Here is a 19000-nt window from a genome sequence, read left to right as displayed (position 1 = left end):
CCTCGTGCGAGTGGATGACTCAGGTGCCGTGGCGTCGAAAGCAGCCATCACGCTGCTCGGATGGTCGGCTGGAATGCCGATTCGCTACGAAGTACGTTCAGGTTTGGTCGTTGTCACCACAGATCCGACCGCTGGAAGGCGGGTGCCGGCGAAGCTGAACCTGGTACTACCTACGAAGATCCGTTCTCGTTGCCGTGTCCGTGCCGGCGATCAGGTCATCCTCGCCGCGCTGCTTGAGCACAAGCTGCTGGTGGTCTACCCGCAGCGCCGCCTCTACGACATGGTCCTCGCCTACCACGCCACTCTCAAGGCCGAGCCCGGCTCGCTCCCCTGATCACTGGGCGCCGTACGGCCACGCCTGCGGGATGTTCGCGCAACTCGTCAGCGGTGCGAACACCCCGCAGACCGGGTCAGGCGGGTGCGAGCGGATGTAGTTCGCCGGTCAGGGCCGACAGGGCTGCGGCGACTTCGGTGATGTCGGCTTTGACGTAGGTGGTGGTGGTCAGGTCGCTGCCGCTATCGGCGTGGCCGGCGTAGGCGCGTGCCACACCGATGCCGAAGCGACGTTCGACCCAGGTCAGCGTGGTGTGGCGGAGCCAGTGGGCGGTGACGCCCATGGCCTTGGCCCAGTCGAGTTCGTCCTGGACGCGGTTGAAGATGTAGTCGTAGCGGCGTTCGGTGATCGGCCTGCCGTCGGCGTAGCGCAGCAGCTGTCCGTCGCGGTCACCGTCACCCCGTTCTTTGGCGTGCGCAAGGAGATGGCGCATCAGGGTGGGCGAGACGGGCTGCCAGCGTTCGGTTTCGCCCTTCTCCCGCAGCAGGACCAGGCACTGCTTGTCGTCGAGGTCGCGGGGCCGCAGCGCCAGGGCGCCGCCGCGGCGGCAGGCGGTCTCGACGTGCAGGCGGCAGATGAGCGCGTCAAGTTCCGGGTCGTTGCCGGTGCTGGCTACGACGTCGGAGAGCTCGATGAGCCGGTCGTTGGCCAGGCCGCGGCGGGTGGAGGGGTTACGGCGCGGTTTCGTGACGCGGATGGCCGGGTTGTTGCGGTCATCGATGCGCTGGTCGTTGACCAGGTGCTTGTAGAGACAGCGGACGGCGGCGATGAAGTTCTCGGCTGCGTTGCGTCCGCCGCGGGAGTTGCGCCGGACCCGGGCGGTGCGGCGGACGATCTCGGCCTGGGTCTTGATCTCGCTGGCGGTGATGGTGTCCATCCGGCGGCCGTCCCACGCAGCTTCGGCTTTCTTCCAATAGGAGCCGTAGGAAGCGGCGGTGCTGGGCGAGACGAGCCCTGCCACGACCGGGATCCATTCGTTGATCGTCGGAACGGGCTTGCCGTCGCCGCTCTCGACCGACTCGTGGAGAGGGTCGGCGGGGTTGACGCCCAGGCGTGAGAGCAGCAGGCGAGCGGCTTCGAGGTCAGCGGGTTTCGTGGTGGTGTCGGTCATTGGTCCGCCTCCCCAGCGGCAAGGGTGGTGTGGAAGTCGCGCAGCATCGCGTGCACCACGTGTTCGGGGTGCACGACCAGGACGTCCTGGACCAGGTCGGCCACGAGCAGAACGCGGCTGCCGGCTAGCACACGGCAGCCGTGCCGAACCGGGGCGGGCAGCACGACATACGGTTTGGTGGTCATCCGGAAGACACCGTCGCCGCGGCGGCAGATCACCGCCGAGGAGCGAATCTGGGTGATCAGCAGCCTGTCCCCCGGCTTCCAGCACAGGGCCGTGACGATGCCGCGGTCCTGGATCCGGCCGGAGGCATCCAGCAGAGCGGTGGAGAAGCGCCGCTGCCCGTCGATGGCCAGGTCCGGCAGCACGGGTACCGGCAGCGGGACGAGAGTTCCAGCCGGTGCAGGAGCTGGTTCGCGCGAGCCGCTACGGGGCGGGAGCGTGAGTGGCTGGATGCCGGTCATGACGCACCTCCCCGACAGCGGTCGTGCGGGGAGGGCACGGTCAAGATCAGCGTAGCTGAGCCTGACTGGGGCTGAACGCCAGAAAGACCCGCCGTGGCGGGCCTGTTACTCTGTGGTGCGGGAGATATCCCGTATTTTTGTGTCCGAGGGGGGACTTGAACCCCCACGCCCGTTAAGGGCACTAGCACCTCAAGCTAGCGCGTCTGCCATTCCGCCACTCGGACCTGCTGAAGAAAGAGTATACGGCCGCCCTGCGGGGGTCGTCAGGGGGGTCTGGATCGGGGGGACTGGGGCGGCTGGGATGATCATGCGTTTTGGTGTTCTGCTGTATCGATCCAGTTCTTCTGGCCTGCTCGGCTTTGGGCGAATGCTTGCAGTGGCTCCTGGTAGCTGTAGGTGTCCGGGCCTGCCGGCTCCAGTAGGTGGGCGTCCACCAGGGACTCCAGTAGGGCTGCCGTGTCCCGTGGGGAGAGGTTCAGGGTCGTCGCGGCGTGGGAGAGCGTGATCGTGGACGTCTCCGAGAGGGCGCTGAACGCGTGGGACTGAGCGCTGATTCGTATGGCTTTTCTATCGCCCAGCACTCCGGGGGTGTGACCGGCGAACCTGGGGCTGGGCGTCCTAGGCGCTGCAGGGCCTGGGGCATCGTCCAGTCCGGGCGGGAGGCCACTCGGGCGCCCACTGCCTGCAGGACCTGGGGTAGGCCTGCTGTGCGGCGGATCAACTCGTGGGTTGCCGAGGGGTCGTGAGCTGCGCGGGGGCCGATCAGGCGGTTCAGCAGGGTCAGGGATTCTGGAGGGGTCAGGCCGCCCAGCTTCTGCCAGTGGGCGTGTGGGAGGCCGTACAGGCGTTGGCGGGCTGTGATCACCACGGCCGAGCCTCCGGCTCCGGGGAGCAGGGGGCCGATCTGATCCGCGTCTTGGGCGTTGTCCAGGATCAGGAGCAGGCGGCGGCCTGTCGTGCGGGTTCGCCACAGGGCCGCGCGCTCGCTCGTTGACGGCGGTAAGTCCGTGACGCCGATGCCTCTCAGCAGCTCGGCCAGGGGGTCTGGGGAGACGGCCAGGTCCGTGAACAGCTGGCCGTCCGGGAACGTTGGGGCGATTTGGTGGCCCAGCTGGACTGCTAGAGCCGTCTTGCCGATTCCTGCCAGGCCTTCCAGGCCGATCACCGGGACGGTCGGGCCGGGCTGGGTCAGGGCGTTGGTCAGGGAAGCGAGCACTGCGGAACGGCCGGCGAACTCCGGGAGTTCCGGGGGCAGCTGCGTGGGGCGGGTGATCGTCGCGGCCAGGGTGGGGTCCGACGACAGGATGCGGCGTTGCATTTCGCGCAGCTCCGGGCCGGGGTACAGGCCCAGCTCGTCCTCCAGCAGGCGTTGGATGCGCGCGAAGACGTCCAGGGCTTCGGCCTGCCGTCCGGAGCGGTAGAGGGCCAGCATCTGCAGCTCGCGCGGGCGTTCACGCAGGGGCTGCTCGGCGATCAGGTCGGACAACGCCGCTGCGGCTTCGACGTGCTTGCCTGCTTCGATGTCGGCTGCGGCCAGGTCTTCGATCGCTTTCAGGCGCAGCTGCTCCAGGCGGACGCGCTCCGCTTCGAAGCCGTTGACGCCCGACAGCGGGGTGCCGTGCCACAGGGCCAGGGCGGCGCGCAGCGACTGGGCGTCGCCGGCCGCCAGGAGGTGCTGGAACTCCGTCAGGTCCAGGGCCGGTGTGACCATGGCGTAGCCGCCGCCGATGGACTTGATCGGGGTGTCCGGCTCCAGGGCGTGGCGCAGGCGGGAGATGTACGAGCGGACCATGCCGGTCGCCGCCCTCGGCTCCGCGCCGCCCCAGAGGGCTTCGACCAGCTGGGCCGGTGACAGGGACGTGCCGCCCTGCAGCAGCAGGACCGCCAGCGCCGCCCGCTGCTGGGGCGGGCCCAGCTCGAGCTCGACGTCGCCACGCCACGCCCGTACCGGGCCCAGCACCTCGAACCGCACCGATTCGGTCACGCTCTGCGCAACCGCGGGCGGCGGGTGGCTATTCCACCGCGGCCAGCGACCGGTGGGTCGGCGCGTCCGGGACGTGCGCCGGGCGGCCGCGCGCGAACTCCTTGCGCAGCACCGGGACGACCTCCGCGCCGAGCAGGGCGATCTGCTCCAGCGCCGTCTCGTGCGGCAGGCCCATGCCGTCGACGTTGAACAGCTGGCGCTGGTAGTCGCCGAAGTCCTCGCGGAAGCGCATCGTCCGGTCGATCACCTGCTCGGGGCTGCCCACGGCCAGCGGCGTCTGGTCCATCGTCTCCTCCAGCGACGGGCCGCCGCCGTAGATCGGCGAGTGGTCGAAGTACGGGCGGAACTCGGCGATCGCGTCCTGGGAGCGGCGCCGCATGAACGCCTGGCCGCCGAGGCCGACGATCGCCGTGTCGGCCGGGCCGTGGCCGTGGTGCTCGAAGCGCTCGCGGTAGAGCCCGATCATCCGCCGCGTGTGCGCCGGAGGCCAGAAGATGTTGTTGTGGAAGAACCCGTCGCCGTAGAAGGCCGCCTGCTCGGCGATCTGCGGGCTGCGGATCGACCCGTGCCATACGAACGGCGGCACGCCGTCCAGTGGACGTGGGGTCGAGGCGAAGCCCTGCAGCGGAGACCGGAACTTGCCCGACCAATCCACGACGTCTTCGCGCCACAACCGCCGCAGCAACGCGTAGTTCTCGACGGCCAGCGCGATGCCGTCGCGGATGTCCTTGCCGAACCACGGGTACACCGGGCCGGTGTTGCCGCGCCCGAGCATGAGGTCGAGCCGTCCGTCCGCGAGGTGCTGCAGCATCGCGTAGTCCTCGGCGATCTTCACCGGGTCGTTCGTGGTGATCAGCGTCGTGGACGTCGAGAGCACGATCCGGCTGGTGCGCGCCGCGACGAACCCCAGCAGCGTGGTCGGCGAGGACGGCACGAACGGCGGGTTGTGGTGCTCCCCCGTCGCGTAGACGTCGAGGCCGGCCTCCTCGGCGCGGACGGCCGTCTCGACCATCCGCTCGATCCGCTCGTGCTCGGTCGGCGCGCGACCGGTGGCGGGGTCGGCGGCGATGTCGCCGACCCCGAAGATGCCGAACTGCATCCCGAGACTCATCACAGTCCCTTGAACGCGTCGTGGTGCGCGGCGAGCCAAGTGGCGAAGTCCTGCAGCCGCGGGTTCAGCTCGCGCACGGCCTCCGGGTCGCGCGCGCCGGCGAAGACACTCTCGTACTCGGCGTAGTAGAAGAACATGTTGGCCAGGTCGTCGACGCCCGGGAACCCCTGCGCGCGCAGGGCTTCGATGCTGATCGGCCGGTAGGCGACGTCCTGGCCGAGCTCCTTGGTGAACGCTGCGGCGTACTCCTCGCCGGACAGGTTCTCGCCGGAGATGCTGATCGTCCGGCCGACGAGCTCGGGGCCGCGCTCGAAGACGCCGAACGCCGTCCGGCCGATGTCCTCGGCCGCGATCGCGGGCAGCTTGCGGTCGCCCATCGGCAGGTGCAGCGCGAGGACGCCGTCGTCGTCGCGGACCGGCCGGAAGAAGTCCAGGAAGGACTCGAAGTAGAACGTCGTCGAGAGGAACGTCACCGGCACGCCGGCGTCGACGAAGAACGCGTCGGCCTCGGCCTTGCCGTCGAAGTGCGGGACCTTGTAGCGCCCGTTCAGGGTCGGCACGCGGTCGTCGTCGAGACGCAGGTGCAGCCGGGTGTCGGGCAGCGTCGACCAGATGACGTGCCGCAGGCCCGCGCTCTGGGCGGCCGCGGCCATCGCCCGCGCCTGCTTCTGCTCGCGCTCGACGTCGTTGTACTCCCAGAACGCGCTGACGAAGTAGGCGCCGTACGCGCCCTGCAGCGCCTTCACCAGGCTTTCTTCGTCGTCGAGATCCGCGGTCACGACCTCGGCGCCGCGGGCGGCGAGGGCCTGCGCGGCTTCGGAGTCGGCACGGCGGGTGATGGCCCGCAGCGCGAAGCGGCCGGCGGGGTCGTCGAGGATGGCGCGGGCGAGGCCGCCGCCCTGCTGGCCGGTGGCGCCGACGACGGCGATGATCTTCTGCTCGGTCATGGGTTCTCCCCTGGTCCGGTGACCGGGACATCCGGTCGTGCACCCAGGTAACCGCCGCGGTGTTGACGGCTCGTGCACGCCGCGTGCACGCGGTTTACAAGACCCCACCCGCATTCCTAGGATTCGCCGGGCACGAACGGGAGGTCCTGGATGGCGCGCCGCGCCCGGCGAGACGACGACGAGATCACCGTCGACGAGCTGCTGAAGCAGACCGGCGCCACCGCACGGCCGCTGACCGGCGGTTCCCTGCCCCCGCGGGCGCCGGTCCCCGAGGCGATGTCGCCCGAAGAACGCATCGAGCAACGGGCCAGGGAGGCCGCCGCCGCGCAGCAGCGGGCCGGGACGCGGATCCGGTGGGCCAGCGCGATCTGCGGGGCCGTGGTCGTGCTCGGCAGCGTCGTCGTCATCCTCGTGACCACCACCGGCTCACCCGAGCGGGAGGCGTCGCCTGCCTTGATGCCGCTGCTGCCCGCGACCACGCCGAGCCCGGTCACGAGCGCGAAAGCCCCGCCGAGCCCGACGCCGATCCCGACCGTCATGGCCGGACGGCAGACCAGCACCCCGGCCAAGACGACGACGTCGGCGCCCTCCAGCGCCGCCGCTCCCCCGGCGCCGTGTTCGGTGCGGTTCACCGTGCAGGACCAGTGGGACGACGGCTTCACCGCGGCCGTCGCCATCACGAACAAGGGCACCAAGGCCTTCTCGCCGTGGACGCTGAGCTGGACGTTCGCCGCCGGGCAGCGGGTCACCCACGGCTGGGACGGCGACTACGGCCAGAGCGGCGGCCGCGTCACGGTCAACGCCGCGGACTGGAACACGACCCTCGCGCCCGGCGCGACCGTCACCACCGGGTTCAACGGCTCGATCCGCGGCGGCAACCCCGCGCCCGGCGCGTTCACGCTCAACGGTGCCGCCTGCGACGCCGGCTGACCCCTCCTCAGGTCGTCTCTTCGGGACGGCGCCGCATCGCCGGTTCCGGGTCTTCGGACCGGCGGTCGGAGTCGCGCAGGACCTCGCGGGCCTGGGCTTCGGGGTCGTCGCTCTCGACGGCCTGTTCCTCGGGCAGCAGCTCGGCCCGGCCCGCCGTGCGCTCGTCGTCGTCCTGTTCACGTGCCATGACGGCGAGGTACCCACGGGAACGGCCCTGTAACGCTTCCGCGCACCCGGACGACCTGCCTGCACGAGGATCACCCGAAGGAGGCCCGATGCCGGACGCCAGCGCTTGGCCGGAGATCCACCGGGAACGCGCCGCGCTCGCCGATGACCTCGCGGGCGTGCCCGAAGCCGCGTGGTCGACGCCGTCGCTGTGTCGCGGGTGGACGGTCCACGAGGTACTCGGCCACGTCGTCGCGACGGCGAAGCTGACGCCGGTCACGTTCCTCGGGCGGCTGGCCGGCTCCGGCTTCCGGTTCGGGGCGATGGCCGCGAAGAACGTCGCGCGCGAAACCGCGGACGGCCCGGAGGCCACGCTCGCGCAGCTGCGGGCCTGCGCGAACGCCACCACCGGTCCGCCGGGCCCGGCGGACTCGTGGCTCGGCGAGATCGTCGTGCACGGCACCGACATCCGCCGCCCGCTCGGGCTGGAACGCGCGTTCCCGACCGCGACGCTGGTCGAGGTCGCCGAGTTCTACCGCCGGTCGAACCTGCTGATCGGCGCGAAGAAGCGGATCGCCGGGCTGACGCTGCGGGCGAGCGACACGGACTGGTCGACCGGCAGCGGGCCCGAGGTGCGCGGCCCGCTGCTCGCGCTGATCCTGGCCATGACCGGCCGGGGCGCGGTGCTCGAGGAGCTGGCCGGGCCCGGGGTGGACGAGCTTTCGGCTCGCTGCGGCGTTCATGTCTGACCGAGCTCAAGCCGGTTCGACGCGGAAGACCGCGATGCGGCCGGCCGCGTCGGCGACCGCGTCCGGTGTCGGTGCTTCGGCCAGACCTGTTGTCACGTAGCGGTTCCCGACGCTCGCCGGGCTCGTCGCCACCAGCTTGCGCAGGATCGGGCCGCGCTCGGGTACCGGGACCTCGACCAGCCGGGCGGTCGCCGCACGGCGCCCCCGGGTGAGGGTGACGGTGTCCGCGGCCCGGACGTTCGCCACCCAGGCCGCCTTCGGGTAGGCCTGGATGATGTAGCGCTCGCCGTCCTGCGGGATGACCGCGATGGGAAAGGTGCGCGGGACGCCCGTGCGGCGTCCCGCGACCGTGAGCAGCTGCATCGGGCCGAAGGCGAGGCCGAGCCGCTGGAGCCCGACCACCAGTTTGTTCCCGGCGTTGATCATCCGCCGGTAGTTCTGCGCTGTCGTCATGCCTTCGACGATACACCAACTCGTACGAAACTCATATCATCGGAAACTCGTACGTCAGGTCGGGTCGGGACCCGGCGCGGGTTCCGGCGGGACGGGATCCGGCACGGGCACCCCGCTGGGCTCGGGTACCGGCCGGTCCGGACCCGGGCCCGGCGGGACGGGATCCGGGCCGGGCGGTGCCGGGTCCGGGTCCGGTCCGACCGGGTCCGCCGGGATCGGCTCGGGTGGTGCCGGGGGTGCGGTCATGCGCTCCGCTGCGATCGGCATCGATCTCCCTCCGCCGCCCGAGGCTCGGGCGGCTGTCACTCTTGGTTACCCAGCGCGCCGGTCCGGGAAAACCCGGCTTGACCCTGACACCGTGTCAGGCCGTACCCCTGGGGCATGACCTTCCGGACCGCCACCGCAGTGGCCGCCGAGATCCGCCGTGGTGCGCTCTCGGCCCGTGACCTGACCGAAGAGCTCCTGGACCGCATCGACGGGTCCGCGCTGAACGCCGTCGTCGAAACCCATCGTGACGTGGCGCTCCGGGCCGCCGAAGACGCCGACCGGGCGGTCGCGCGCGGCACCGACGTCGGCCCGCTGCACGGCGTCCCGATGACGGTCAAGGACGCCTTCGCCGTCGCCGGGATGCACACGACCTGGGGTGAGCCGGCGTTCGCCGAGTGCGTCGCGGACCGGGACGCGGCCGTCGTCGAACGGCTGCGGGCCGCCGGCGCGGTCGTCGCCGGCAAGTCGAACGTGCACCGGATGCTCGCCGACTTCGGGCAGACGGCGAACCCGGTGTACGGCCGCACGCTCAACCCGCGGGACCCGGCGCGCACGCCGGGCGGCTCGTCCGGGGGCAGCGCGGCTGCCGTCGCCGCGGGCCTGAGCTACCTCGAGTACGGCTCGGACCTGGCCGGCTCGATCCGGATCCCGGCCGCCTACTGCGGGGTCTACGGCCTCAAGCCGACCGCGGGAACCGTTCCCCTGCGCGGGTTCCAGCCGCCCGGACCGCCCGCGGACCCCGGGCGGGACTTCCCGTCGGCGGCCGGTCCGCTCGCGCGCTCGGCCGCCGACCTGCGGCTCGCCCTCGGTGTCACCGGCGGGCCCGACGGCGCCGAGGCGCACGCGTACTCGTGGCGGCTCGCGCCCCCGCGGCACAGCCGGCTGGCGGACTTCCGCGTCGGGGCCGTGCTCGACGACCCGCGCTGCCCGGTGACCAGCGAGGTGGGTGACGCGCTTTCGGACGCCGTTGACGCCCTCGCCCGCGCCGGGGTCGAGGTCACCGAGGGCTGGCCGGACGGCGTCGATCCGGTGGCCCAGGCGGAGTCGTTCGGGTTCCAGGTGGAGCTGTTCTTCGCGATGCACGAAGGAGATCTCGACGGCGTCGTCGAGCAGGAGCGGCGGCGGCTGGCGTCGGCGGCGGCGTGGAGCCGGTATTTCCGGGACGCCGACGTCTTCCTCTCCCCCACGGTGTTCACGACGGCGTTCCTCCACGACAGCGAACAGAGCCGCTACGACGACCAGGTGTTCTGGATCGCGCAGGCGTCGCTGCCCGGCCTGCCCGCGGTGACGGCGCCGATCGGCGGTGCGCTGCCGACGGGCCTGCAGGTGGTCGGCCCGGCGCACGAGGACGACACGGCGATCACGTTCGCCGGGCTCGCCGCGGACGTCACGGGCGGGTTCGTCCCGCCTGAGGAATGATCGGCGGATGTTCTCGATCGGGGACTTCGCCCGCCACGGCCGGGTGTCGGTCCGGATGCTGCGCCACTACGACGCGCTCGGGCTGCTGCGCCCGGCCCGCGTCGACCCCGCGACCGGCTACCGCAGCTACACCGCGGGGCAGCTGGCGCGGCTCAACCGGATCGTCGCGCTCAAGGACCTCGGGTTCACCCTCGAGCAGGTGGCGACGCTGCTGGCCGAGGAGGTGCCGGTCGAGCGGGTGCGCGGGATGCTGGCGCTGCGGCGCGCGGAGCTGGAGGCTGCGGTCGCGGAGACCGCGGCGAAGCTGGCGCAGGTCGAGGCCCGGCTGCGGACGATCGAGGACGAGGGCCACGCGTACGACGTCATCGTCAAACAGCTGCCGGCCACGCGGGTGGTGGAGCTGACCGGCGTCGCGGCGGGGTTCGCGCCGGAGGCGATCGGCCCGGTGGTGCGCCCGCTGTGCGCGGAGCTGGGACGGCGGCTGCCAGCCGCGGACGTGACGCCGTCCGGGCGGCTGATGTGCTACTACGAGCAGCGCGCGGAGGACGAGGTCGTGGTGCACGCGGCGATCCCGGCGTCGGTCGGAGTAGGTGACCTGAACGGCCTGAGCATCGCAGACCTCCCGGCGACCCGCGCGGCAACGCTGGTCCACCGCGGCGCGATCGACGGCGTGCTGCCGAGCTGGCAGGCGGTGGTCCGCTGGATCGAGGAGCACGGCCACCGCTCGGCGGGGGCGCAGCGGGAGCTGTACCTGGACTGCCCGGCGGATCCGGCGGGCTGGGTGACCGAACTGCAGGAACCGATCGGCTGAAATCGTTGCTATCGTTCCGCGGCGTGCAGCACCTCGAAGAACTCACGGTCGTCTGGCGCTCGGCGATCCTGCCTCCGGAGTACCGGCCGCGCGGTCCGCTCGTCGAAGTCCACCTGGTTCCGGCCGCGCCGGCACGCCACGGAACGCCGGAACTCGAGCGGATCCGCGACGAGCTGGCGGCGGACTTCACCCGCGCCGGTTCCTCCGCGGGCGGGGCCTGGGCGTTTTCGACGGCCGAGGATCGCGGGCTCGCGGTGCTGAGCACCGGTCAGCGGACGTGCTGGTTCCCGTTCGAAGACGACGATCTGGCCGTGCGGGTCGCGGCCCGGCTGACCGCGTTGCTGGACATCGCCCTTCCGCTGCCGGACAGCCTCGCGACGGCGATCGGGCTGGATCCCGTCGCGGCCACGACGAAGGTCGCCGGACGCAGCGTGAGCGGTTCCGGCCGGATCCGGATCGGGACCGAAGAGGCGCTCTCGCCCGGCGAGCTGCGCCGGACGTCGCGGGAGATCGCCGAGGGACTCGTCACCCGGCTGGCGGCTCCGCTGGGTTAGTCCGCGCGCGGGTGGTGCGGCTGGGCGTGCTCGCCCGGCGGCAGGTCGCGGTCCAGGTGGTCCGCGTGGTGCAACGCCTGGGCCAGCAGGCCGCGGACGTGGTTGTCGGCCGCCGAGTAGTAGACGAACGTGCCCTCGCGGCGGCCCTTCACCAGGCCCGCCAGGCGGAGTTTCGCCAGGTGCTGGCTGACCGCCGTCGGGGCCGCGCCGGCCAGTTCGGCCAGGCCGGCCACTGACGACTCGCCCTGCAGCAGGGCCCACAGGACCTTGATACGCGTGGGGTCGGCCAGCAGGCGGAACGACTCCGCGGCCAGGTGGACCTGCTCGTCCGTGGGCATGTCGAACTCGGGCACGCGACTACCCTACTACTTGCGTATATGCGTGTCTGCGCAGGTATGGTGCCACCATGAGCCAGGGACACGGGCACGGCCACTCGCGGTGGCGGCCGCACAGCCACGACAGCGCCGACCGCGTCGACCACGCCCTCGAGACGAGCCGGCGCGGGATGCGGGCGCTCGTCCGGTCCTTCGCCGCGCTGTTCGTCACCGCCGTCGCGCAGCTGGTGCTCGTGCTCGTCACGGGCTCGGTCGCGCTGCTGGGCGACACCATCCACAACTTCGCCGACGCGCTGACCGCCGTCCCGCTCGGCATCGCCTTCCTGCTGGGACGGCGGGCGGCGACGCGCCGCTACACCTACGGCCTCGGGCGCGCGGAAGACCTCGCCGGCGTGGTCGTGGTGCTCGTCGTCGCGGCGTCGGCCGTGGTCGTCGGCTACGAGTCCGTGCTGCGGCTGCTCGATCCGCGGCCGGTCGGCCACCTCTGGGTCGTCGCGGCCGCCGGAGTGGTCGGGTTCCTCGGGAACGAACTGGTGGCGCGGTACCGGATCACCGTCGGGCGCGAGATCGGCTCGGCCGCCCTGGTCGCCGACGGGCTGCACGCGCGCACCGACGGCTTCACGTCGCTGGCCGTCGTGCTCGGCGCGGCCGGCGTCGCGCTCGGGTTTCCCGCCGCGGACCCGATCGTCGGGCTCGGCATCACCGTCGCGATCCTGTTCGTCCTGCGCGACGCGGCGAAGGAGGTGTTCCGGCGGCTGCTGGACGCCGTCGACCCGGCGACGGTCGAGCGGGCCGAACAGGCGGCTCTCGCGGTCGGCGGGGTGCTGGCCGCGCGCGAGCTGAAGATGCGCTGGATCGGGCACCACCTGCGCGCCGAGCTGGCGGTGACGGTCGCGGCGGAGCTGACCGTCCGGGACGCCCACGCGCTCGCGCACGCCGTGGAGCACCGGCTGGTGCACGCGATCCCGCGGCTGGCCGCGGTGGTCGTGCACACCGAGCCGGCTACCGGGGCGGAGCGGGATCACGAGCTTCTCGCCCGGCACGGGTGAGGCCGAACGCCAGCTTGAGGACCACCAGCAGGACCGTGCCGATGATCAGGGGCTGGCCCAGGATCGTGCCGGCCGCGGCCAATACCGGCAAGGGCACGGCCTGCAGCAGCCGGTCGAACGGGCCCAGCCCGCCCAGGACCAGCAGGATCACGCCGGTGGCGAACGTGACGTAGCGGGAACCGACCTTCGTCACGCGCAGCAGGCCGATGTTGTCCGGGTAGGCCAGTGTCGACATGCCGCCGAAGACCGCGCCGACCGTGCTGCCCAGCACCTCGCCGAACACGCCCTGCGCCACCCGTCGGCCGGACAGCTCCTGGCCGCCCAGCCGGCGACGATGTCGTAGGTCGCGATGCTCTCGGCGATCGCGGGCAGCAGCGTGATGAAGAAGATCAGCACCAGGTCGGCGTGCACCTCGAAGCCGAACGGGAAGATTCGCGGCACGGTGACACCGGCCGGCTCGACCGCTCGGTCGAGCATCACGGCCGGGCTGCACGCCATCGAGGCGTCCGGCTGGTCAGGCCTCGACGGCTGAGTTCCGGGCCAGCGCCGCGAGCACGAGGTCACCCGCCGCGCGGACCGTCGCCGGGAAGGCGGCCGGGTCCCGGCCGATGCGCTCGGCGCCCGCGCGCATCGCCCCGGACAGCAGCTCCACCGCGAGCGGCACGTCGCCGACGTCACGGAACTCCCCGCTCGTGATGCCGTCCCGCACGACGTTCTCCACCTCGGCCACGATCGCGTGGAACGGACCCTCCGGCCCCTTCGGCACGTCGTCGACCAGCGGGCCGGAGCCCGGCAGGAACATCAGCTGCATCGCCTGGTCGGTGGACGCCTCCAGGACCGCGGCGACGATCTCCCGCATCCGGGCCGCGGCCGGCTCGCCCGGCCGCGCGGCGATCGCGGCCACCCGCTCGACCAGCGGCCCGCAGGCCCGCCGGGTCAGCGCCAGCACCAGCGCGCCCTTGTCCCGGCCGTAGTTGTAGAGCGTGTTGCGCGCGAGCCCGGCCCGGTCCGCGATGTGGCCCAGGGTGATCGAGTCGTAGGACCGCTCGCCCACCAGCTGCCGCATCGCCTCGGCGAGGGCGTTCCACACCAGCTCGTGGTGCTCCTCGATGCTGGCTCCCCGGATCCGCGGCATGCGCTACCGTACCGCCGCGCCCGCGCCCGACAGGTGCACGTTCTCCTGGTGGCTCGCGGTCAGCTTCACGCGGGTGAGCCGCCAGCCGTCGGGCGTACGGACCGCCTCGTCGTCGTAGAAGCCGACGACCAGCCAGCGGTTCGGGCCCCCGGCGGCGACCTCGTCCGGGACCCAGTGCTCGGCACGGACGTGCGCGTGGATCTTCGCGCGGTCGCCGTCGAGGTCGATCACGTGGCCGGTGATGACGTGGTGGGTGGCCGTGAACGGCTCGAACGAGGCGCGCAGGTTCTCGAGGTAGTCCGCCAGCGGCACGGTCATCGGCGGCATGCCGACGACCGACTCGAAGTCGAGGGTCAGGGGATCGGTGAAGACGAGGCAGGGCAGCCTCTCGTACTCCTTCAGGTCGGCGATGTCGGCGTACCGGCCCATCAGCTCGATGAGTTCGGCGCGATCGGCGAGCGGGTTCATGAGACCTCCGTTTACGACAGCTTGTCGCAAACTATACGACAACCTGTCGCAAAAAGCTCTCGGCCGGTCAGGCCACCGGCTGCTCCGCCGGTTCCGGCTTCGGAGTCAGCACTCCCGCGAAGACCGCCGCCAGCACGCACAGCACCACTGGGACCGCGAACGTCACGTTCAGCGGCATCCACCTCGTCAGCCCGCCGATCAGCGCCGGGCCCGCCAGCAGACCCACGTAACCCAGGCCCACCACCCGGGCCATCAGCGCGCCCGAGTTGCGGGTGTCCAGGTTGCCCGCCGCCGTGAACAGCTGGGGGACGCCGCCCGAGAGGCCCAGGCCGAAGATCGCCCAGCCGACCAGGGACAGCGGGACCCACGGGGCCACGGCCGCGATCGACAGGCCTGCCGCCGCCATCGCCGCGCCGTAGCGGACGATCGCCGCCGGGCCGGCCCAGGCCGCGACGCGGTCGGTCAGGAAGCGGCCCGTCGTCATCGCCACCGCGAACGCGCCGTACGCGAACGCCGCCGTCGAGGCCGACGTGCCCAGGTCCTTCTCCAGGTGCAGCGCGGCCCAGTCGTTCGCGACACCCTCCGACAGCATCAGCGCCAGGGCCAGCCCGCCCAGCAGCCAGATCAGGCGGCCCGGGGTCCGGCGGCCGGTCGCCTGCACCGGAGCCGACTCCTCCACCTCGGCCGGTGCGTCGGCCGGCTCCATCACGAACCGGGCCGCCCCCAGGGAAAGCAGGACGCACACCAGTCCCGTGCCCGTCAGGGTGACGCCGGTCGGGACGCCCGCGCCGAGCGTCGCGGCGCCGATCACCGCGGCCAGCGCGCCGCCGATCGACCACATCGCGTGGAAGGACGCCATGATCGGGCGAGGGTAGGCCCGTTCCACGACCACCGCGTGCGAGTTCATCCCGACGTCGATCGCGCCGTTGCCGAAGCCGAACAGGATCAGCGCGAGGCCCAGCGTCCACCACGAGTTCGCGAACCCCGGCGCGCACACCGCGAGGCCGACGAACACCCCCGCCGCCGGCACCAGCTTGCGGTGCCCGAGCCGGTCGACCAGCGGCCCCGCCACCTGCATGCCGGCGAACGCCGCGCCGCCGAGCACCAGCAGCAGCGCGCCCAGCGTGCTGTGCGAGATGCCGGTCGCGCGCTCGACGTTCGGGATGTGCACCACCCACATCCCCATGCCGAACCCGTTGAGGGCGAAGAACATCCACGTCGCGACGCGGGCGGCGCGCGGACGGGCGGGAACGGTCGTCATCGGTTCTCCAGTGGTACGGCTACGTGCACGAGCACACCCCGGTCGGCCAGCGCCGCACGCTGGTCCTCGGGCGCACCCGGGTCGGTGATCAGGACATCGGGACGGTCGGCCGGGCACACGTGGGCGAGCGAGGCGTGACCCCACTTCGCGCTGTCGGCCAGCACGATCGAGCGCGCCGACACGGCCAGGGCCTGCTGCTTGACCTCGGCGTCGGCGAGGTCGAACGCGGTGAGCCCGGCCTCGATGTCGAACGCGCAGGGGCTCAGCACGGCGACGTCGAACCGCAGCGCCCGCAGCGAAGCGAGCGTCAACGGCCCGACCAGCGCCTGCTCCCCCGGCCGCGGCTCGCCGCCGGGCAGCAGCAGCCGCACGGGCGGGGCGTCGGCCAGCTCCCCGGCGGCGTGCAGGGACAGCGGCATCACGGTGACCGGCCGGTCGCGCAGCAGCCGCGCCACCTCCAGCGCGGTCGTGCCGCTGTCGAGGACGACGGTCTCGCCGTCGGAGATCAGCTCGGCCGCCGCGACGGCGATGGCCCGCTTGGCCTCGGTCGAGGCCGTCGCGCGGACCGCGAACGGCGGCTCCACCCCGGACGGCGCCGCCGGGACGGCCCCGCCGTGCACCCGACGCAGCACGCCCCGGGCGGCGAGGTGGTCCAGGTCCCGGCGCACGGTCATCTCGGACGCGCCGGTCACCTCGGCCAGCTCGGCGACGCCGACCTGGTCGGTGCCGCGCAGCCGCTCGACGATGACCCGCTGCCGTTCTGCGCTCTTCACCCCGCGATGCTCGCAAGAACCGCGCGTTCGCACAACCGATTTGTTCGACCGATCACGCGGCTTGTGCGAAATCCGGCTGCGGCATGATGGGAGCGTGCACGACGCCGAGACCACCGCGACCCCGTGACCGGGGGTTACCTGAAGGGCCGCATCCGCCGCGAGGACATCATCACGGCGGCGGCCGCGGCGTACGGCGAGCTCGGCTACCACAGCTCGTCGCTGCGGGAGATCGCCAAACGCGTCGGGATCACCCACGCCGGCCTCCTCTACTACTTCCCGACCAAGGAAGCCCTGCTCGCCGCGGTCCTCGAACGGCGCGACGCCGAGGACTCCGACCGGGAGCAGCTCGACGTCGCGCCCGGGCTCGACGTCCTGCGCCACTTCGTCGCGCTGGCCGGGCACAACGTCCGCCACCCCGGGATCGTCGACCTCTACTCGCGCCTCGCCGCCGAAGCCGTGGCCCCGGACCACCCGGCGCACGAGTACTTCGTGCGCCACTACCGGGCCGCGCGCGCGAGCATCCACGAGTCGTTCGAGGTCCTCGCCGCGCGCGGCCAGCTGCGCGACGGCGTCGACCCCGCGATGGCGGCGCTGACGTTCATCGCGCTGATGGACGGCCTGCAGGTGCAGTGGCTGACCGTGCCCGGGGACGTGGACCTGGTCGGCTCGCTGCGGTTCGCCCTGCAGAGCCTGCTCTCCGTCCCGCTCTAGAGCGTCTTCTCGTACGGATCCCAAGCCAACGGCAACGCGGGCGGCACGGCGACGACGCTCGCCACCTCCACGGACTGCCCGCGGGTCAGCGACTCGTCGATCGCCAGCATCGCGTCGAGCACGTGGTAGGCCAGCTCGCCGGACGCGCGTTCCGGCACCCCGGCCCGGATCGCCCGCGCCAGCTCCAGCGTGCCGGTGCCGCGCGAGGCCGCGTGCCCCTGCGGTTCCAGCTCCTCGGGCTCGCTCTGACCGAACAGGTGCAGCGCGGTCGGCCCGTCGAACCGGTTGGGGTCCGGGAGCACGGCGGTGCCGAGCGTGCCGGTCAGCTCGACGAACCCGGTGCGCACCAGCGCCGAGTCGAAGCTCAGCACGACCTGGGCGGACCCGCCGGAGGTGAACTCGACCAGCGCGGTGACCGTGGTCGGCACCGTCACCGGGAACTCCGTCCCGGCGCGCGGCCCCGACCCGATGACCCGCGTGTCGCGCGCCCGGCCGCCGGCGCCGGTGACCCGGCGGATCGGGCCGAGCAGGTGCACCAGCGTCGTCAGGTAATACGGGCCCATGTCCAGCAGCGGCCCGCCGCCGGCCTGGAACAGGAACTCCGGCGCCGGGTGCCAGCTCTCCGGGCCCGGCACCTGGAACAGCGCGAGCGCGGTGTTCGGCTGCCCGATGCGGCCCTCGTCGATCGCGCGGCGCGCGGTCTGCAGCCCGGCGCCGAGCACGGTGTCGGGCGCGCTCGCCACGCGCAGCCCCTTCTCCCGTGCGCGGTCCAGCAACTTGCGGCCGGTCTGGCGGTCGAGCGCGAGGGGCTTCTCGGCCCAGACGTGCTTGCCCGCCTCGAGCGCGGCGAGCCCGACGTCGACGTGCGAAGCCGGCGTGGTCAGGTTGACCACCAGCTCGACGTCGGGGTCGTCGAGCAGCTCGGCCACCGTGCCCGAGCGCGGCACGCCGTGCTTCGCCGCCTGCGCCGCCGCGCGCTCGGTGTCGAGGTCGGCGATCCGCAGGACGCGGACGTCCGGGAAGCTCGTCAGGTTCTCGAGGTAGGTGCCGCTGATGACGCCGGCGCCGACGAACCCGACGCCGACCGGCCCGCCGGTCACCGCCGGTCGCCGGTCAGGAAGGTGTAGCTGGCGGAGATGGCCTCGAAGAGGTCGCCACCAGGGCCATCGAAGGCGTCGAACTCGACGACGCGCAGCGCGTCCGGCGCGGCGGCGAGCACCTCGGCGACCGGGACCCGGCCCTGGCCGGCGGGGAGCTGGCCGGTGGCGTCGGTGGCGAGGCCGCCGTCCTTGACGTGGATCGCCTTGACGCGGTCGCCGAGGCGGCCCAGCAGCGCGGCCGCGTCCTCGCCGCCCGCGGTGGCCCAGTAGGTGTCGACCTCCAGCGCGACGGCGGGGTCGAGCTGGTCGGCGAACACCTCGAACGCGGCGCGGCCGTCGATCCGGGACTCCAGCTCCCACCAGTGGTTGTGGTAGCCGACGGTGACGCCGTGCTCGGCCGCGACCTTCGCGGCGGCGTTGAGCGCGTCGGCCGTCGCGGCGATGTCGGCCGGGTCCTGCCACTGCTCCGGCTTGACCAGCGGGTCGATCACCAGGCCGATGCCCAGCTCGGCGGCCGCGGCGAAGACGGCGGGCTGGTCGGCCCCGATCAGCCGCGCGTGCGCGGTCGGCGCGGACAGGCCGTTGGCCGGCAGCCCGGCCCGCAGCGCGTCGACGTTCTCGACGACGCCGTACGGCTCGACCTGCGTGAAGCCGATCGCGGCGAGGCGCCGCAGGGTGTCGGCGGGATCGGCCGCGAAGGCGTCGCGGACCGAGTACAGCTGCACGGAAAGCAAGCTCATCCCCAGCTCCTGAGTTTCACGGTGGCGGACGCCCGCCACGGCTCCACAAGATTTCTACCACTTGGTCAAAATTCACACCAGGTCCTTCCCGGTGACCCGGCCGGACAGAACTGCGGATTTCCCGGACGT

25 protein-coding genes and 1 tRNA gene are annotated in these 19000 nt (G+C 72.4%); 9 read left to right on the top strand and 17 right to left on the bottom strand.

Features of this window, described 5'->3' with window-relative positions; genetic code table 11:
* Positions 1-28 precede the first annotated feature (28 nt).
* Complete coding sequence (locus VA596_RS11910) at positions 29-334, top strand: hypothetical protein (RefSeq protein ID WP_323326205.1); 306 nt, start codon at positions 29-31, stop codon at positions 332-334.
* Positions 335-410: 76 nt separating this feature from the next.
* Here VA596_RS11910 and VA596_RS11905 read toward each other — a convergent pair whose 3' ends face one another.
* The 6 genes from VA596_RS11905 to VA596_RS11880 form a co-directional block, all read right to left on the bottom strand.
* Positions 411-1445, bottom strand: coding sequence for a tyrosine-type recombinase/integrase (locus VA596_RS11905; RefSeq protein ID WP_323326203.1), 1035 nt, complete (start codon positions 1443-1445; stop codon positions 411-413).
* Positions 1442-1909 (bottom strand): hypothetical protein, encoded by a 468-nt coding sequence (locus tag VA596_RS11900; protein ID WP_323326201.1) that lies wholly within the window; start codon positions 1907-1909, stop codon positions 1442-1444. Before VA596_RS11900 ends, VA596_RS11905 begins: the two co-directional genes overlap by 4 nt.
* A gap of 140 nt (positions 1910-2049) precedes the next feature.
* A tRNA-Leu gene (locus VA596_RS11895) sits at positions 2050-2133 on the bottom strand.
* Positions 2134-2384: 251 nt separating this feature from the next.
* On the bottom strand, positions 2385-3893 hold the full coding sequence (locus VA596_RS11890) for an AfsR/SARP family transcriptional regulator (protein WP_323326199.1): 1509 nt from the start codon (positions 3891-3893) through the stop codon (positions 2385-2387).
* 28 nt (positions 3894-3921) lie between these two features.
* The gene (locus VA596_RS11885) at positions 3922-4992 is read right to left on the bottom strand and encodes an LLM class flavin-dependent oxidoreductase (protein ID WP_323327728.1); all 1071 of its coding nucleotides are present in this window, start codon (positions 4990-4992) and stop codon (positions 3922-3924) included.
* Positions 4993-5003: 11 nt separating this feature from the next.
* A complete protein-coding gene (locus tag VA596_RS11880) occupies positions 5004-5951 on the bottom strand; it encodes an NmrA/HSCARG family protein (RefSeq protein ID WP_323326197.1) in 948 nt (315 codons plus the stop codon).
* 150 nt (positions 5952-6101) lie between these two features.
* Between VA596_RS11880 and VA596_RS11875 the strand changes: the two genes are divergently transcribed.
* Complete coding sequence (locus tag VA596_RS11875; protein ID WP_323326195.1) at positions 6102-6881, top strand: cellulose-binding domain-containing protein; 780 nt, start codon at positions 6102-6104, stop codon at positions 6879-6881.
* A gap of 7 nt (positions 6882-6888) precedes the next feature.
* On the opposite strand, the gene VA596_RS11870 is transcribed toward VA596_RS11875, so the two are convergent.
* Complete coding sequence (locus VA596_RS11870; RefSeq protein WP_323326193.1) at positions 6889-7068, bottom strand: hypothetical protein; 180 nt, start codon at positions 7066-7068, stop codon at positions 6889-6891.
* Between the two features lie 88 nt (positions 7069-7156).
* Between VA596_RS11870 and VA596_RS11865 the strand changes: the two genes are divergently transcribed.
* Positions 7157-7795 (top strand): maleylpyruvate isomerase family mycothiol-dependent enzyme, encoded by a 639-nt coding sequence (locus tag VA596_RS11865; RefSeq protein ID WP_323326191.1) that lies wholly within the window; start codon positions 7157-7159, stop codon positions 7793-7795.
* Positions 7796-7801: 6 nt separating this feature from the next.
* On the opposite strand, the gene VA596_RS11860 is transcribed toward VA596_RS11865, so the two are convergent.
* Both VA596_RS11860 and VA596_RS11855 read right to left on the bottom strand, forming a co-directional pair.
* Entirely contained in the window at positions 7802-8248 is a 447-nt protein-coding gene (locus tag VA596_RS11860) for a nitroreductase family deazaflavin-dependent oxidoreductase (protein WP_323326189.1), read from the bottom strand.
* A gap of 54 nt (positions 8249-8302) precedes the next feature.
* On the bottom strand, positions 8303-8515 hold the full coding sequence (locus VA596_RS11855; RefSeq protein WP_323326187.1) for a hypothetical protein: 213 nt from the start codon (positions 8513-8515) through the stop codon (positions 8303-8305).
* Positions 8516-8629: 114 nt separating this feature from the next.
* Here VA596_RS11855 and VA596_RS11850 point away from each other — a divergent pair, with 114 nt between their 5' ends.
* Genes VA596_RS11850 through VA596_RS11840 form a run of 3 tightly spaced genes read left to right on the top strand, consistent with a single transcriptional unit; the run spans position 8630 to position 11299 of the window.
* The gene (locus tag VA596_RS11850) at positions 8630-9934 is read left to right on the top strand and encodes an amidase family protein (protein WP_323326185.1); all 1305 of its coding nucleotides are present in this window, start codon (positions 8630-8632) and stop codon (positions 9932-9934) included.
* Positions 9935-9941: 7 nt separating this feature from the next.
* Positions 9942-10745, top strand: a complete 804-nt coding sequence (locus VA596_RS11845) for a MerR family transcriptional regulator (protein ID WP_323326183.1) — start codon at positions 9942-9944, stop codon at positions 10743-10745.
* 23 nt (positions 10746-10768) lie between these two features.
* Positions 10769-11299 carry a hypothetical protein gene (locus VA596_RS11840; RefSeq protein WP_323326181.1) on the top strand — a complete coding sequence of 177 codons (531 nt, stop codon included), beginning with the start codon at positions 10769-10771 and terminating at the stop codon, positions 11297-11299.
* Here VA596_RS11840 and VA596_RS11835 read toward each other — a convergent pair.
* Entirely contained in the window at positions 11296-11637 is a 342-nt protein-coding gene (locus tag VA596_RS11835) for an ArsR/SmtB family transcription factor (protein ID WP_323327726.1), read from the bottom strand. The genes VA596_RS11840 and VA596_RS11835 overlap by 4 nt on opposite strands.
* A 68-nt stretch (positions 11638-11705) precedes the next feature.
* Here VA596_RS11835 and VA596_RS11830 point away from each other — a divergent pair, with 68 nt between their 5' ends.
* Positions 11706-12683, top strand: a complete 978-nt coding sequence (locus VA596_RS11830; protein WP_323326179.1) for a cation diffusion facilitator family transporter — start codon at positions 11706-11708, stop codon at positions 12681-12683.
* Here the strand turns inward: VA596_RS11830 and VA596_RS11825 are convergent.
* The gene (locus VA596_RS11825) at positions 12637-12978 is read right to left on the bottom strand and encodes a solute carrier family 23 protein (protein WP_323326177.1); all 342 of its coding nucleotides are present in this window, start codon (positions 12976-12978) and stop codon (positions 12637-12639) included. The two genes, VA596_RS11830 and VA596_RS11825, sit on opposite strands and share 47 nt — an antisense overlap.
* 54 nt (positions 12979-13032) lie before the next feature.
* On the opposite strand from VA596_RS11825, the gene VA596_RS11820 reads away from it, so the two are divergent.
* The gene (locus tag VA596_RS11820) at positions 13033-13215 is read left to right on the top strand and encodes a hypothetical protein (protein WP_323326175.1); all 183 of its coding nucleotides are present in this window, start codon (positions 13033-13035) and stop codon (positions 13213-13215) included.
* Here VA596_RS11820 and VA596_RS11815 read toward each other — a convergent pair.
* From VA596_RS11815 to VA596_RS11800, 4 genes are all read right to left on the bottom strand, one after another.
* A complete protein-coding gene (locus VA596_RS11815; RefSeq protein ID WP_323326173.1) occupies positions 13198-13818 on the bottom strand; it encodes a TetR/AcrR family transcriptional regulator in 621 nt (206 codons plus the stop codon). The two genes, VA596_RS11820 and VA596_RS11815, sit on opposite strands and share 18 nt — an antisense overlap.
* A 3-nt stretch (positions 13819-13821) precedes the next feature.
* Positions 13822-14286: a nuclear transport factor 2 family protein gene (locus VA596_RS11810; protein WP_323326171.1), complete on the bottom strand. Its 465-nt coding sequence runs from the start codon at positions 14284-14286 to the stop codon at positions 13822-13824.
* Positions 14287-14353: 67 nt separating this feature from the next.
* Entirely contained in the window at positions 14354-15547 is a 1194-nt protein-coding gene (locus VA596_RS11805) for an MFS transporter (protein ID WP_323326169.1), read from the bottom strand.
* Positions 15544-16320, bottom strand: a complete 777-nt coding sequence (locus VA596_RS11800) for a DeoR/GlpR family DNA-binding transcription regulator (protein WP_323326167.1) — start codon at positions 16318-16320, stop codon at positions 15544-15546. The genes VA596_RS11805 and VA596_RS11800 overlap by 4 nt, the downstream gene beginning before the upstream one ends.
* A 123-nt stretch (positions 16321-16443) precedes the next feature.
* Between VA596_RS11800 and VA596_RS11795 the strand changes: the two genes are divergently transcribed.
* Complete coding sequence (locus tag VA596_RS11795; RefSeq protein ID WP_323326165.1) at positions 16444-17031, top strand: TetR/AcrR family transcriptional regulator; 588 nt, start codon at positions 16444-16446, stop codon at positions 17029-17031.
* Here VA596_RS11795 and VA596_RS11790 read toward each other — a convergent pair.
* Both VA596_RS11790 and VA596_RS11785 read right to left on the bottom strand, forming a co-directional pair.
* Positions 17028-18131: a Gfo/Idh/MocA family protein gene (locus VA596_RS11790; protein WP_323326163.1), complete on the bottom strand. Its 1104-nt coding sequence runs from the start codon at positions 18129-18131 to the stop codon at positions 17028-17030. The genes VA596_RS11795 and VA596_RS11790 overlap by 4 nt on opposite strands.
* The gene (locus VA596_RS11785; protein ID WP_323326161.1) at positions 18128-18871 is read right to left on the bottom strand and encodes a sugar phosphate isomerase/epimerase family protein; all 744 of its coding nucleotides are present in this window, start codon (positions 18869-18871) and stop codon (positions 18128-18130) included. Before VA596_RS11785 ends, VA596_RS11790 begins: the two co-directional genes overlap by 4 nt.
* Between the last annotated feature and the right edge of the window lie 129 nt (positions 18872-19000).

This window comes from Amycolatopsis heterodermiae, from assembly GCF_034929455.1.
Taxonomy (GTDB): Bacteria; Actinomycetota; Actinomycetes; order Mycobacteriales; family Pseudonocardiaceae; genus Amycolatopsis; species Amycolatopsis heterodermiae.
Note: the sequence above shows the minus strand (reverse complement) of the source record. Positions and strands in the feature narration are given on the sequence as shown.